The sequence below is a fragment of the Paraburkholderia podalyriae genome (assembly GCF_014397785.1).
Lineage (GTDB): Bacteria > Pseudomonadota > Gammaproteobacteria > Burkholderiales > Burkholderiaceae > Paraburkholderia > Paraburkholderia podalyriae.
The window spans coordinates 89,773-102,105 of the sequence record NZ_VZQQ01000010.1 but is presented as its reverse complement, the minus strand read 5'-3'; the positions used below and the strand labels follow the sequence as shown (position 1 = coordinate 102,105).

General features: G+C 63.5%; 11 protein-coding genes and 3 tRNA genes. 6 read left to right on the top strand and 8 right to left on the bottom strand.

Annotated elements, in window-relative coordinates; genetic code table 11:
- Both F6X42_RS14185 and F6X42_RS14180 read left to right on the top strand, forming a co-directional pair.
- A complete protein-coding gene (locus tag F6X42_RS14185; RefSeq protein ID WP_187634827.1) occupies window positions 1–462 on the top strand; it encodes a copper chaperone PCu(A)C in 462 nt (153 codons plus the stop codon).
- Between the two features lie 38 nt (window positions 463–500).
- On the top strand, window positions 501–1,385 hold the full coding sequence (locus F6X42_RS14180) for a cytochrome c oxidase assembly protein (RefSeq protein ID WP_187634826.1): 885 nt from the start codon (window positions 501–503) through the stop codon (window positions 1,383–1,385).
- Window positions 1,386–1,396: 11 nt separating this feature from the next.
- On the opposite strand, the gene F6X42_RS14175 is transcribed toward F6X42_RS14180, so the two are convergent.
- From F6X42_RS14175 to uvrC, 8 genes are all read right to left on the bottom strand, one after another.
- Window positions 1,397–1,897, bottom strand: coding sequence for a GNAT family N-acetyltransferase (locus tag F6X42_RS14175; protein ID WP_187634825.1), 501 nt, complete (start codon window positions 1,895–1,897; stop codon window positions 1,397–1,399).
- Window positions 1,898–2,029: 132 nt separating this feature from the next.
- Window positions 2,030–2,779 (bottom strand): TraB/GumN family protein, encoded by a 750-nt coding sequence (locus F6X42_RS14170; protein WP_187634824.1) that lies wholly within the window; start codon window positions 2,777–2,779, stop codon window positions 2,030–2,032.
- Window positions 2,780–2,988: 209 nt separating this feature from the next.
- Window positions 2,989–3,681 carry a hypothetical protein gene (locus F6X42_RS14165; RefSeq protein ID WP_246530095.1) on the bottom strand — a complete coding sequence of 231 codons (693 nt, stop codon included), beginning with the start codon at window positions 3,679–3,681 and terminating at the stop codon, window positions 2,989–2,991.
- Between the two features lie 513 nt (window positions 3,682–4,194).
- A tRNA-Cys gene (locus F6X42_RS14160) sits at window positions 4,195–4,268 on the bottom strand.
- A 127-nt stretch (window positions 4,269–4,395) separates the two neighbouring features.
- Window positions 4,396–4,471, bottom strand: a tRNA-Gly gene (locus F6X42_RS14155).
- A 62-nt stretch (window positions 4,472–4,533) separates the two neighbouring features.
- Window positions 4,534–4,609 (bottom strand) — tRNA-Gly (locus tag F6X42_RS14150).
- Window positions 4,610–4,804: 195 nt separating this feature from the next.
- Window positions 4,805–5,398, bottom strand: coding sequence for a CDP-diacylglycerol--glycerol-3-phosphate 3-phosphatidyltransferase (pgsA, locus tag F6X42_RS14145; protein WP_187634823.1), 594 nt, complete (start codon window positions 5,396–5,398; stop codon window positions 4,805–4,807).
- Between the two features lie 204 nt (window positions 5,399–5,602).
- Window positions 5,603–7,807 carry an excinuclease ABC subunit UvrC gene (uvrC, locus tag F6X42_RS14140; RefSeq protein ID WP_187634822.1) on the bottom strand — a complete coding sequence of 735 codons (2,205 nt, stop codon included), beginning with the start codon at window positions 7,805–7,807 and terminating at the stop codon, window positions 5,603–5,605.
- 256 nt (window positions 7,808–8,063) lie between these two features.
- On the opposite strand from uvrC, the gene earP reads away from it, so the two are divergent.
- The 4 genes from earP to F6X42_RS14120 all read left to right on the top strand — a co-directional run bounded on the left by earP (window position 8,064) and on the right by F6X42_RS14120 (window position 12,251).
- A complete protein-coding gene (gene earP, locus F6X42_RS14135; protein WP_187634821.1) occupies window positions 8,064–9,257 on the top strand; it encodes an elongation factor P maturation arginine rhamnosyltransferase EarP in 1,194 nt (397 codons plus the stop codon).
- Window positions 9,258–9,648: 391 nt separating this feature from the next.
- Window positions 9,649–10,206, top strand: coding sequence for an elongation factor P (gene efp, locus F6X42_RS14130; protein ID WP_187634820.1), 558 nt, complete (start codon window positions 9,649–9,651; stop codon window positions 10,204–10,206).
- Between the two features lie 267 nt (window positions 10,207–10,473).
- A complete protein-coding gene (locus F6X42_RS14125; protein WP_187634819.1) occupies window positions 10,474–10,680 on the top strand; it encodes a CsbD family protein in 207 nt (68 codons plus the stop codon).
- A gap of 188 nt (window positions 10,681–10,868) precedes the next feature.
- Complete coding sequence (locus F6X42_RS14120) at window positions 10,869–12,251, top strand: sigma-54-dependent transcriptional regulator (RefSeq protein WP_187634818.1); 1,383 nt, start codon at window positions 10,869–10,871, stop codon at window positions 12,249–12,251.
- Window positions 12,252–12,333: the final 82 nt, after the last annotated feature.

Sequence of the window (12,333 nt, the reverse complement as noted above, 5' to 3'; positions counted from 1 at the left end):
ATGACGTTCAAGCTCAAACCATTCGCTTCCCTCGCCTGCGCGCTCGCGCTGTCACTCGGCGCCGCGTCGGCCGCGCAAGCGGCCGATGCTCACGCGATCAGCATCAAGGACGCGTGGGTACGCTGGCTGCCGAACAACCTGCCCGCGGCCGGCTATGCGACGCTCGTCAACGCGAGCGACAAGCCGATCGACCTCGTCGATGTGTCGAGCGACGACTACGGCGATGCGATGCTGCATCAAACGGTATCGAACGGTTCGACGCAGAAGATGGTGATGGTCGACAAGCTGACGGTGCCCGCGCATAGCCAGGTCGCGATCGCGCCGGGCGGCTATCACGTGATGCTCGGGGACCCGAAGCACAAGATCGCGCCGGGCGACACCGTGCATCTGACGCTGAAGTTCTCGGACGGCGATACAGTGAGCGCGCCGTTCGCGGTCAAGTCGCCGGGCCAGACCAAGTAAGCGGCAGCCGAGCCGCCGCCGCAGCACGCGCCATCGCCATGAACCTGCTCTACTGGCTCGATCCCTGGGAGTTTTCGCCGACCGTCGTGATCGCGTTGCTGATCCCCGCGATCCTGTTCGTGCGCGGCGCGCGCAAGGCGCGGCTGTCGTTCGCGCGGCGTCTGTCGTTCTGGTTCGGGCTCGTCGCGCTGTATGTCGTGCTGCATACGCGGCTCGATTACTTCTTCGAGCATGAGTTCTTCATGCATCGCTTGCAGCATCTGGTGCTGCATCATCTCGGGCCGTTCTTCATTGCGCTGTCGTATCCGGGCGCGGCGTTGCGGGCGGGGATTCCGTTGCGCTGGCGACAGCGCTTCGTGCGACCCGCGCTGCAAGCAACGCTCGTGCGCCGGGTGCTCGACGTCGTCATGCACCCGGTCGTGGCGGTCACACTCTTCGTCGGGTTGATCTATTTCTGGCTGCTGTCGCCGATTCATTTCGTCGCGATGCTCGACTGGCGGCTTTATCGCGTGATGAACTGGAGCATGGCGATCGACGGCCTGCTGTTCTGGTGGCTCGTGCTCGATCCGCGTCCGGCGCCGCCCGCGCGTCTGTCGCCGGGCAAGCGCGTGCTGGTCGTGATCGCGGCGATTCCGCCGCAGATCGTTCTCGGCGCGTTCATCTTTTTTACGACGCACGAACTGTATCCGATCTACTCGATCTGCGGCCGCGCGTTCACGTGGCTGAGCCCGATGCGCGATCAGCAGATCGGCGGGCTCCTGCTATGGATTCCGGGTTCGATGATGAGCGTGATCGGCGCGCTGATCGCGCTGCGTCATTGGATGCGGCTATCGTCGCGCGGACGCCTGCGCGCCGAGCGGCGCGCCAAAGCGGCGCGCGGGCTCACGCATGCGGCGTCGACGACCACGAACGTGCCCCGCTGATCCGTTCGCGTTCACAGCGAACGCATCCACACATGCGGGATGCCGTCTTCGTCGTGAATCTCCGAGACCGGCCTGAAGCCGAACGCACCGTAAAAACCTTGCAGATGCGCCTGCGCGTGCAGACGGATCGGCGTATCGGGCCACTGTGCATGGATTTGCGCGAGCGAGCGTTCGAGCATCGCATTGCCGAGACCTATGCCGCGAAACGGCGCGGTCGTCAACACCCGGCCGATGCGCACATCGGCATCCGCCGCATCCGGCAACAACACGCGCAGATAGCCGGCCAAGGGCGGCAGCGCCGTATCGTCACCAGTGACATACGCGAGCAGATGCCAGGCTTCGATGTCGAGCCCATCGATATCGCCATACACGCAGTTCTGTTCGACGACGAACACCGCGCTGCGGGCGGCCAGCATCTCATAGACTTCGACGCCGGTGAGGTCCACGAACGGCTTCCAGCGCCATTCGAGTCGGGCGAGCCGCGCGGCGGCGGTGTACTGCGAATCAGTCATGGGTAGCTTTCAGGGTCAATGCGCGACAGCGCGGGCAACGATCCGCAATTATGCCGCGCGTGCCCGTCTCGGACTATCGCGCGGGTCGGGTGGCGGATTAGCTGTGTACGGTCGCGAAATCCACGCACGCGCTTAGAACATCGCTTGCACGGGTCGCGTGAGACAGTCGGGCAGATTGCCGGGGCCGCACAGATGCAGCGCGCCGACGACCACCAGCGTGCGCTCGCGCGCGTCCGGCAATTCGTTCAGCCGCGCGGCCCACGCGCGGTTGCGCACGTCGAGGATCGCCTGACGGATGCCGGGCAGATTGAACATCGGCGATTCGACGGCGATTTGCTGTATCGCGTATAGATCGCCGTCCAGCCACGCCGCGTGCATCCGTTCGAGCGTGCGCTGCGGCTCGCCGCGGTCGGCCATCAGCATGTCGAGCGCAGCGGCGATGGCTTCGAGCGGAATCGATTCGAGCGCGACCGCCACGTCCTGCGCGGATTCGAGATAGCGATACGGCTTCGCCTGCGCGATCGCCGAGCGCAGCATGCGCGGCTCGACACCCTCGCCGACCTGCTGCAACAGCGTCGGCGCGACGATCAGCGCGGCCCACGGACGCAGTGTTTCAAGCGGCGCGAGCAGATCATCGGTCGGCCAGAGCGCCTGCAACTGCGTCCAGGCTTCGTCGCGCATCAGGGGCCGCAATTGCGCGGCGTCAGGATGCGCGTCGGCTTTGAGAAACGGCAGGATTGTCGCTGCGTCGGACTCGAATACGAGCGCGTCGGCCCAGTCATAAGCTTCGGCGACCCATGGCGGCGTTCGACGGCTCGTTGCGGGAAACAGATGCATCGAGCCGAGCAGGCGGACCCGGGTGCCGGTGAGTTGGAAATACATGCGGCTTGAATGAAAACAGGCGATGACGATGCAGCGATTCTATCGCCCGATCTGGATGCGTCGCGCCGGCGCGCGTTGGGCATGTCATCTGCTCGTGCCGGACGCACCGTTCATCCGAATGCGCTGTGCTCCCGCGCGAGCCAAAATCAACAGCGACAAATAACGATAGAGCAATAAATGCGGCGACATCTCACACGTTTGAATGCCGATTATTGGCCGCCTTTTTTGAACGACTCGAGTCCGGTCGTATAGCGCTCGTTTCTCACACCATTGCTGCCGTAATACTCTTCCACTGATTTCGCGCAACGCCCGACTTCCGGCACATACCAGAACGCCTTGTACGTGCGTCCGGTCGCTTGAACAGGGCCGATTTTCTGCGCATGCGTGATCATCGCGGTGTCGCCCTGCTCGACCTGCGTGGCTTGCGTGACCATCTGCCGCGGCTCGAGCTGCGCGACCCAGTCGCCTTCGGATTCGATCTTGATCGCCTGGAATTTGCCGGCGGGCACTTCGACGGTTTCCGTTCCGAGCACCCGATACTGCGAGTTCCACTTCTGCGAAGCGAATACCCGGTTCGGATGCTGCTCGGAGTATTCGACGTTCCAGGTCTTGCCCGGCGACAACGGAAACGCGAACGGCCGGTTCACGACCGTACCGGTGCCATTCACGCTGCGCTCGCGGCTCCAGTCCGCCTCAGCAATCACCTCGCGCGGCGCTTGCGTCGAGCCCGCAGCCTTTGATTCGAAATAGATGTGCGACGACGTCGCGCGCAGCACTGTCACCTGCTCGTGCGTCTGGTTCCAGCCCGACGGTCCTCTTTCGCTCGTCGACGTGTATGTCCACGTGTCCCCGGCCTTGACCTCGGGGGCCGGCGCCGATTGCGCGATCGCCGACAACGGCAAACCGAGACTCAGCAGAATGGCGGCGGCTCTGATTTTTTGATAGGTCGAATATAGGTTTTATGTGCAACGAACAACATCGCCGACCACTTTACATCAACGTCGCTGGAACGGTGCCATCCCACGGCGAATTGACCGCACTGGTAATCACAATGCAAATTCGAAAGAAAACAAAATGCTACTGAAAGACAACAAAAAACGAATGATAACCAGACCTGCCATTCGGGCGGCATCGAGCGCGTTGATATCGTCCGCATGCGGCGGAGGGTTCTTCCAGCAATTTTGCGATTGACGGCAAGCACGTCGAGTCTAAGCGATGCGCACAGAAACGATGACAGCTTTGCGCTCACGTCGAACGGTGGACTGCATTGTGTCGAGGGAAGCTCTCGTTCAACGCGAATTCGGCGGGCGCTCTGTCGGTCAGCTCGAGCAGCACCTGTGACCACCGTCGGACGAAAAAAGGTACGGAAAAAGAAAAGCCCCGACGAGTCGGGGCTTTTACTTTACATCAAAGACTGGAGGCGCGAGCCGGAGTCGAACCGGCCTAAACGGCTTTGCAGGCCGCTGCATAACCGCTTTGCTATCGCGCCGCAAGCGGACTGGAACCTAGACACGGTTCGCAGATTTTCCGGTAGTGACCAGAAGAACCGAAGCTCTGGAAAGTTCAGAACGACCGGCCTTCCAAACAAAAAGGGAAGCGTTGCTTCCCCTGATGGATGGAGCGGGAGACGAGGCTCGAACTCGCGACCTCAACCTTGGCAAGGTTGCGCTCTACCAACTGAGCTACTCCCGCATTGAACTGCTTCACACCCCGCTGTGTTTTTACTTCGCCAAACAACGCGATGCTTCGAAAACTGGAGCGGGAAACGAGGCTCGAACTCGCGACCTCAACCTTGGCAAGGTTGCGCTCTACCAACTGAGCTATTCCCGCGTTGCAGTGCATTTACTGCCACTGCTTTACTGCGTCTCCGGTGTTTCGCGTTGCGTGCATCGGAGAAACGAGATTATGGAGAAGCGACTGAAACGTGTCAACCCCATTTGCCCACCTGTTTTAAAGAAAATATTTCTCTCGTAGTTGCATGGGGTTCGAACATACTTTTGCGCCAACGCGCCCTTCCTTTCACCGTCACGCAATGCCGCTGCGCTCGCGAATCTGCGGCCACGCGAGCTTCATGTAGTACAGCATCGACCAGATCGTCAGGAACGCGGCCAGATAGATCAGCCACAGGCCCCATACGCGCGTATCGACCGTCAGGCCGCCACCGAGCGGCAGCGGGCCATAGAAAAGGAGCATCGGAATTGCGACCATCTGGCACGCGGTCTTGAATTTGCCGAGCGAGTTCACCGCGACGCTCTTCGACGCGCCGATCTGCGCCATCCATTCGCGCAGCGCAGAGATCGCGATTTCGCGTCCGACGATTACGAGCGCGATCGCCGAATCGATCCGCGTGAGCTGCACGAGCACGAGCAGCGCCGCGGTCACCATCAGCTTGTCGGCGACCGGATCGAGAAACGCGCCGAATGCCGAGGTCTGATTCCATTTGCGGGCCAGAAAACCGTCGAACCAGTCGGTGAGCGCCGCCAGGATGAAGATCGTCGCGGCCGCGAGATTGCGGTGCGCGGGGCTCATCATCATGTCAGGCAAATAGAACACACCGACGACGAGCGGAATCAGCACGATCCGCAGCCAGGTCAGGAATATCGGAAAATTAAACGGCATGGGGCAGGCGCAGCGTCTGACGAGTGAGTTGCAATTGTGCCGTGTCACAAGGCCTGCCACAAGCAAGCGGGCGCGAGCATGGCCGTGCGCGGCGACAAGCGGACCGCGCCCGGCGCGTGATTCGCGCGGCCGACGCATCCGCAGTGCGACGCCTTAGGTCCGGCGAGCCGTCATTCCGAAAACAGCGCGGTTCGGCCCGCAAATTCAATGCAGTTGCCGGTAGATCTGCTCGGCGAGCGCCTGGGAAATGCCTTCGACGCTCGCGAGATCCTCGACGCTCGCGGCCACCACGCCGCGTAAGCCGCCAAAGCGCGCGAGCAGGCGCTGACGCCGCTTCGCCCCCACGCCTTCAAGTTCTTCGAGCCGCGAGGTCTGGCGCGTCTTGCCGCGTTTGGCGCGCATGCCGGTGATCGCGAAGCGGTGCGCTTCGTCACGGATCTGCGCGACCAGCATCAGCGCGGCGCTTTCCTTGCCGAGTTCGAGCGGCGTGCGGCCGTCCGCGAAAATCAGCGTCTCGAGACCCACTTTGCGCCCCTCGCCCTTCGCGACGCCGACCAGCATGCCGGTATCCAGCCCCAGCTCCGTGAACACCTGCCGCGCGATTTCCACCTGCCCCTTGCCGCCGTCGATCAGCACGATGGTCGGCAGCACGCCGCCGGCCGCGGCCGGCTCGGCGGCATCGGCGGCGAGCGACGGATCGGCGGCCGCGTCGCTTTGCGATTCGGCGGCTTCGTCGCTCGCATTCGCGGCGGCTTGCGCGACCATCTTCTCATAGCGGCGCGTGAGCACCTGGCGCATCGCCGCGTAATCGTCGCCGGGCGTGATACCGGTGATGTTGTAGCGCCGATACTCGGACGACTGCATCTTGTGATGGTGATAAACGACGCACGACGCCTGCGTCGCCTCGCCCATCGTGTGACTGATGTCGAAGCATTCGATGCGCAGATGCGCCAGGTCGTCGCACTCCATGCCGAGCGTGTCGGTCAGCGCGCGCGTGCGCGCCTGCTGCGAGCCCTGCTCGGAGAGCAGGCGCGCGAGCGCGAGCCGCGCGTTCTGCTCGGCCATCGCGAGCCACGCGCGCCGCTGCCCTTGCGGTTGACGCAGCACCGTCACCTTGTGGCCCGCCTGCTCGCTAAGCACATCGACGAGTTCGCGCGCGGGCGCATGGCTAACCACGAGCACCGGAGGCACCCGATTGCCGAGGTAATGCTGCGCGATGAACGCTTCGAGCACTTCGGATTCGACGCCGCTGGGCGCGCGGCCCTGGCGGCGCTGCGTAGCAAAGGCCGATTCCGCGTTGCCGTCGGCGCCTTCGTCGCTGAGTCCGTCCGCGCTCGCTTCGGCATCTTCGTCACTGGTGTCGGCGTCTTCGTCTTCCGCTGGCATGTCCCGCGCGATCGCAAGCGCATCGGCCGAGGCACTGGCCGCTTCGGCCGACGGCGCGGCTACCGGTGCATCCGCCGAAGCGGCATTCCGATCGCCGTCTTCTTCGAGCCCACCTTCGTCCGCCGTCAACGCGCTCTCCACGTGCGCGGGAAAGTACGCCTTGTCGCCGAGATGCCGCCCGCCACGCACCATCGCGAGATTCACGCAAACGCGGCCGCCCAGCGCGACCACCGCGAGAATGTCGACGTCGCTATCGCTGCCGACTTCGATCGCCTGCTGATGCAGCACCGTCGACAGCGAGCTCATCTGATTGCGCACCGCGGCGGCCTGCTCGAACTTCAGCTCGCTCGCGAACGCATGCATCTTCTGCTCGAGCTCCTTCATCACCTCGCCCTGACGGCCAAGCAGAAAGCGCGATGCGTTGGCGACGTCGCGCGCGTAATCCTCTTCGCTGATGTTCGCGACGCACGGCGCCGTGCAGCGGCCGATCTGATGCAGCAGACACGGCCGCGTGCGGTTGTTGAACACCGAGTCTTCGCAAGTGCGCAGCTGGAACACGCGCTGCAGGATCTGGATGCTCTCGCGCACCGCCCACGCGCTCGGGAACGGGCCGAAGTACTGGTTCTTGCGATCGACCGAGCCGCGGTAATAGGCCATCCGCGGAAACTTGTGGCCAGTCAGCTTCAGATACGGGTACGACTTGTCGTCGCGAAACAGGATGTTATAACGCGGCGTGAGCGCCTTGATCAGGTTGTTTTCGAGCAGCAGCGCCTCGGCCTCGGAACGCGTGACCGTCGTCTCGACGCGCGCGATGCGCGTGACCATCATCGCGATGCGCGGCGACAGCTGCGTCTTCGTGAAGTAGCTCGATACGCGCTTCTTCAGATCGCGCGCCTTGCCGACGTAGAGCACCGCGCCGCTCGTGTCGTAATAACGGTAGACGCCGGGCAGATGCGGCAGTTGGACGAGCACTTTTTTCGGCTCGAAAGTGTCGGGGGCGTCGGCTGCTTCGGGTTCGGTCATGCGGGGTCGATTGGGGTGGTACTGTCTCGCGCTGCCTCGCCGCTTGCACCGATCTCACACCGATCGCACCGATTGCGCCGGCTGGTGGCCGGCAACGTGCACCGGAGGTCGTGTCGCGCGTCGCGCCATGCTGCCGCGTGTGGGGCAAACGGCGCGCGCGATCGCGAGCGAGGCTTTAGAATCGCCAGTTTAGAACATTCCGCGTTGGTTCGAAGCCGCTCCGCGTCGCCGGAGTCACCGAGCCAGCCGAGCCGCCATGTCCTCCGTCGCGCCCGACCCCGGATCACCCGCCGCCCCTGCCAACCCGATCGCCTGCGATATCTTCTGCGCGGTGATCGACAACTACGGCGACATCGGCGTGTGCTGGCGCCTCGCGCGCCAACTCGCGCGCGAGCACGGCTGGCAGGTGCGCGTGTTCGTCGACGATCTGCATGCGTTCAAGCGGCTGTGCCCGTCGCTCGCGCTGGAGCGTTCGCGGCAGACGCTCGACGGCATCGTCATCGAGCATTGGCACGAGCCGTCCGATGCGGGCGATACGCTCGAAGTCGCCGACGTCGTGATCGAGGCGTTCGCCTGCGAGCTGCCGCCCGTCTATATCGCGGCGATGGCTGAATGCGCGCGCGCGCCGCTGTGGATCAACCTCGAATATCTGAGCGCCGAGGACTGGATCGCCGATTTTCACTTGCGGCCGTCGCCGCACCCGCGCCACGCGCTCAGCAAGACCTTCTTTTTCCCCGGACTCGGCCCCGGCACCGGTGGCGTCCTGAAGGAGCGCGATCTTGACGCGGCACGAGCCGCGTTCGAAAGCTCGCCAGCCGCCCGCACCGACTGGTGGCGCAACGCCACCGGCCACGCGCCGCCGCCCACCGACGCGACCGTCGTGTCGCTGTTCGCTTACGAAAACCCGGCCATCGACAGCCTGCTCGACCAATGGCGCGACAGCGCAAGCCCGATCGTACTGCTGGTGCCCGAAGGTCGCATTTCCGGCGCAATCGCGCGCTTTTTCGGTTTAGCGTCGTTTGCAGCGGGCACCCATGCGACGCGCGGCAACCTCAGCGCGCACGCGCTCGCGTTCACCGAACAGCCGGGCTACGACGCACTGCTCTGGGCGAGCGACGTCAATTTCGTGCGCGGCGAGGACTCGTTCGTACGCGCTCAGTGGGCCGTGAAGCCGTTCGTCTGGCACATCTATCCGCAGGCCGATGACGCCCATCTGCCAAAGCTCGACGCCGCGCTCGCGCACTACTCTCGCACGCTGCCCGCAAACGCGCGCGCCGCGCTCGAACGTTTCTGGCACGCCTGGAACGGCGCGGGTCAGCCGAACTGGGCGGAATTTGTGTGCCACTATGCGACGCTGAAGCGGCGCGCCGCGGCCTGGGCGGTCGAACTCGCGCAAGTTGGCGATCTCGCCGGAAATCTGACCTCGTTCGCAAAAACTCAGTTAAAATAAGCGGTTATCCAACGGCCGACGACGCAAGCGCGGCCCGATTCGAGCAACAACCGCGTGGTCAGCCCGTCTGACCGGTCCCCTCGAAAAATACAGCACGCTTCCCAATCTTCTGGCCGGGCACGCGAATGTCAAAAAAGGGACGTATGTAGTGGTGTTGCAGATCGGCGCCACTCGTGTACACGCCCGAGCAGGGTAAAAATCAGGTAACGGACAGGTGGAAACGCCGGGGCATCACGCCACGGGTCTTCGCCGCGAGCCGGTCCCGTTTCACGCATCCGGACTGCGGCCGCTTCACGCGGCGCGCGGCAGGCGGTGGGCGAAACGCCGAAGCTGCTTGCGCCGTATGCCGTCGAGCAACAGTTAAGCTATTTATCTCGTACAGGACAGTTTTATGAAGACCGCACAGGAACTCCGCACCGGCAACGTCGTGATGATCGGCGCAGACGCAATGGTCGTGCAAAAGGCCGAATACAACAAATCGGGCCGTAACTCCGCCGTCGTCAAGATGAAGTTCAAGAACCTGCTGACCGGTGCAGGCATGGAAACCGTGTACAAGGCGGACGACAAGTTCGACGTTGTCGTGCTCGAGCGCAAGGAAGTGACGTACTCGTACTTCGCCGACCCGATGTACGTGTTCATGGACGCGGACTACAACCAGTACGAAGTCGAAGCCGAAATGATGGGCGACGCGATGCACTACCTCGAAGACGGCATGGCTTGCGAAGTCGTGTTTTACAACGACAAGGCGATCTCGGTCGAACTGCCGACCACGCTGGTTCGCGAAATCATCTACACGGAACCGGCTGTTAAGGGCGATACGTCGTCGGGCAAGGTGCTGAAGAACGCCAAGCTGAATACCGGCTTCGAACTGCAAGTACCGCTGTTCTGCAACATCGGCGACAAGATTGAAATTGACACGCGTACGCACGAGTACCGCAGCCGCGCCTAACCGCCCGTCTGCCTCCCCGTTGGCCGGCGCCCGCCGGCCTGCACAAAAAGCGCTCAATTTTTGGGCGCTTTTTCTTTTCTGTCGCGCCGTGTATGGTTTAGGAAAACTTTACCGGCAACTTTCTCAAAATTGCCATCGCGACATCCTGTTTTTGCGTCGCGCGCACGGCAAGCCCTTGATCCATTTCATCAAAGTCTTTTGGCACGATCACTGCTAGGTGGAGAGTTACGCGAGTAGCGCTGATTTTCCAACCTGGAGGGAGGCACCATGAACAACGACATCGCAGAGGGCAAATGGCGACAGATGATCGGCAAGGCGAAGGCCGCATGGGGCGAACTGACGGACGACGAGTTGACCAAGGCTGAAGGCCGGGCCGACAAGCTCGCTGGTCTGATTCAGGAACGCTATGGCAAAACCCGTGAACAGGCGGAACTCGAAGTGCGCCGGTTTTTCGATAGCAACCGGGATTTCTGACAGGACCAGTGAAGGAGCTACAGGCGCCGGCACCGGGCGACTCAAGGCGCGGTGCCGGCGGCTGTCGTTTCTTCGCCGCCCCAGGACCGTTTGGATAGACCTGTCATCGAGCCCACCAGAGCCCGCGGTGCGCCATCAGCGTTGGCGGCGCGCCGGGCATTTAACCCATTCATAAAGTTGCGCTCGCCATGCCACACGCCCTGATTGTTGAAGACGATCCCAACAGCCTGTCCGGTCTGTCGGCAATCCTCGCCGCCGACGGCTTTTCCGTCGACACCGCGACCACGCTCGCCGAGGCCCGCGCCGCATTGACGCGCTTCATTCCAGACGTCGTGCTCGTCGACCTGAATCTGCCGGACGGCAGCGGCCTCGATCTGTTGCAGCATCTGCCCGCGCATCCGCCGGGCGGCGCAGTTCCTGTGATCGTGATGACTGGCAATGCGACGGTCGAGAGTGCGATCGAGGGATTGCGGCACGGCATCTGGGATTATCTGCTGAAGCCGGTCAACATCCCGCGTTTACGCAGCCTGCTCGCGCGCATTCCGCGGCCTTATGAGCTGACCGAGGAAGTGCAGGCGCTGCGCGCGTCGCTGCGTCAGCTTGGGCGCTTCGGCTCGATGCTTGGCCGCAGCAGCGCCATTCAGCACGTGTACGACACGATCGAGCGTCTCGCGCCGACCGAAGCCGCAGTGCTGATCTCCGGCGAGGCCGGGACGGGCAAGCGGATCGCCGCGCGCACGCTGCACGACATGAGCCGCCGCCGCAAAGGCCCGTTCGTCACGTTCGATTGCCGCGGCGCGGCCGCCGGCGGCCTCGATCGCTCGCTCGACAGCATGCTGTTCGGCCATGAACGTGGCGCGTTCGGTGGCGCCGAGCAGCGCGAGCCGGGCCTGTTCGAACAGGCGAGCGGCGGCACGCTGTTCATCGACGAAATCACCGAGTTGCCGCGCACGCAGCAGGAAGCGCTGTTGCGCGCGCTCGATTCGCAGACCTTCATGCGCGTGGGTGGTAGCAATCAGATCGTGACCGACTTCCGGCTGATCGCGTCGACGCGCAAGCCGCCGCGCGCGGCGGTCGCGGACGGCTCTCTGCATCAGGACCTCGCGCTGCGCCTCGAAGCCGCCGCCGTCATGTTGCCGCCACTGCGCGAGCGCGGCGAAGATCCGGTGCTGATCGCGCAGGCAGTCGTCGACGCACTGAATATGGAACAGACCGCGCGCGGCACGTCCGAGGTCGCGAAGCAGGCGGGGCCGAACTTCCTGCGCGAATGCCTCGCTTACGACTGGCCGGGCAACCTGCGAGAGCTGCAGGAACGCGTGCGGCGCGCGTATCAGGCATCGGGCGACGTGGTCGAGTCGTTGCGCGCCGACGAGGCAGGCACGGCGAACGGCCGCGATCTGAACGGCAGCCGCGTGCAGGTGACGGTCGGCACGCCGCTCGCGGACGTCGAAGAAATGCTGATTCGCGCGACGCTCGACGCGGTCGGCGGCACCCGGCATCGCGCGGCATCGTTGCTAGGAATCAGCCCGAAGACGCTATACAACAAGTTGCAGCGCATGCGCTTGAACTGAGCGCTCGGGTCGCGCGTGCCGCGAATGCCTGGCAAAGCTCAACGGAGGCTCGCACCGTTCGAAGCTGATAAAAAATGGCGCC

Bases quoted from the DNA above. Each gene is read 5' to 3' on its own strand.
- earP (WP_187634821.1), top strand. From the start codon at position 8,064: ATGTCCTCCGTCGCGCCCGACCCCGGATCACCCGCCGCCCCTGCCAAC.
- F6X42_RS14125 (WP_187634819.1), top strand. From the start codon at position 10,474: ATGAACAACGACATCGCAGAGGGCAAATGGCGACAGATGATCGGCAAG.
- efp (WP_187634820.1), top strand. From the start codon at position 9,649: ATGAAGACCGCACAGGAACTCCGCACCGGCAACGTCGTGATGATCGGC.
- F6X42_RS14180 (WP_187634826.1), top strand. From the start codon at position 501: ATGAACCTGCTCTACTGGCTCGATCCCTGGGAGTTTTCGCCGACCGTC.
- pgsA (WP_187634823.1), bottom strand. From the start codon at position 5,398: ATGCCGTTTAATTTTCCGATATTCCTGACCTGGCTGCGGATCGTGCTG.
- F6X42_RS14120 (WP_187634818.1), top strand. From the start codon at position 10,869: ATGCCACACGCCCTGATTGTTGAAGACGATCCCAACAGCCTGTCCGGT.
- F6X42_RS14185 (WP_187634827.1), top strand. From the start codon at position 1: ATGACGTTCAAGCTCAAACCATTCGCTTCCCTCGCCTGCGCGCTCGCG.
- F6X42_RS14175 (WP_187634825.1), bottom strand. From the start codon at position 1,897: ATGACTGATTCGCAGTACACCGCCGCCGCGCGGCTCGCCCGACTCGAA.
- F6X42_RS14170 (WP_187634824.1), bottom strand. From the start codon at position 2,779: ATGTATTTCCAACTCACCGGCACCCGGGTCCGCCTGCTCGGCTCGATG.
- uvrC (WP_187634822.1), bottom strand. From the start codon at position 7,807: ATGACCGAACCCGAAGCAGCCGACGCCCCCGACACTTTCGAGCCGAAA.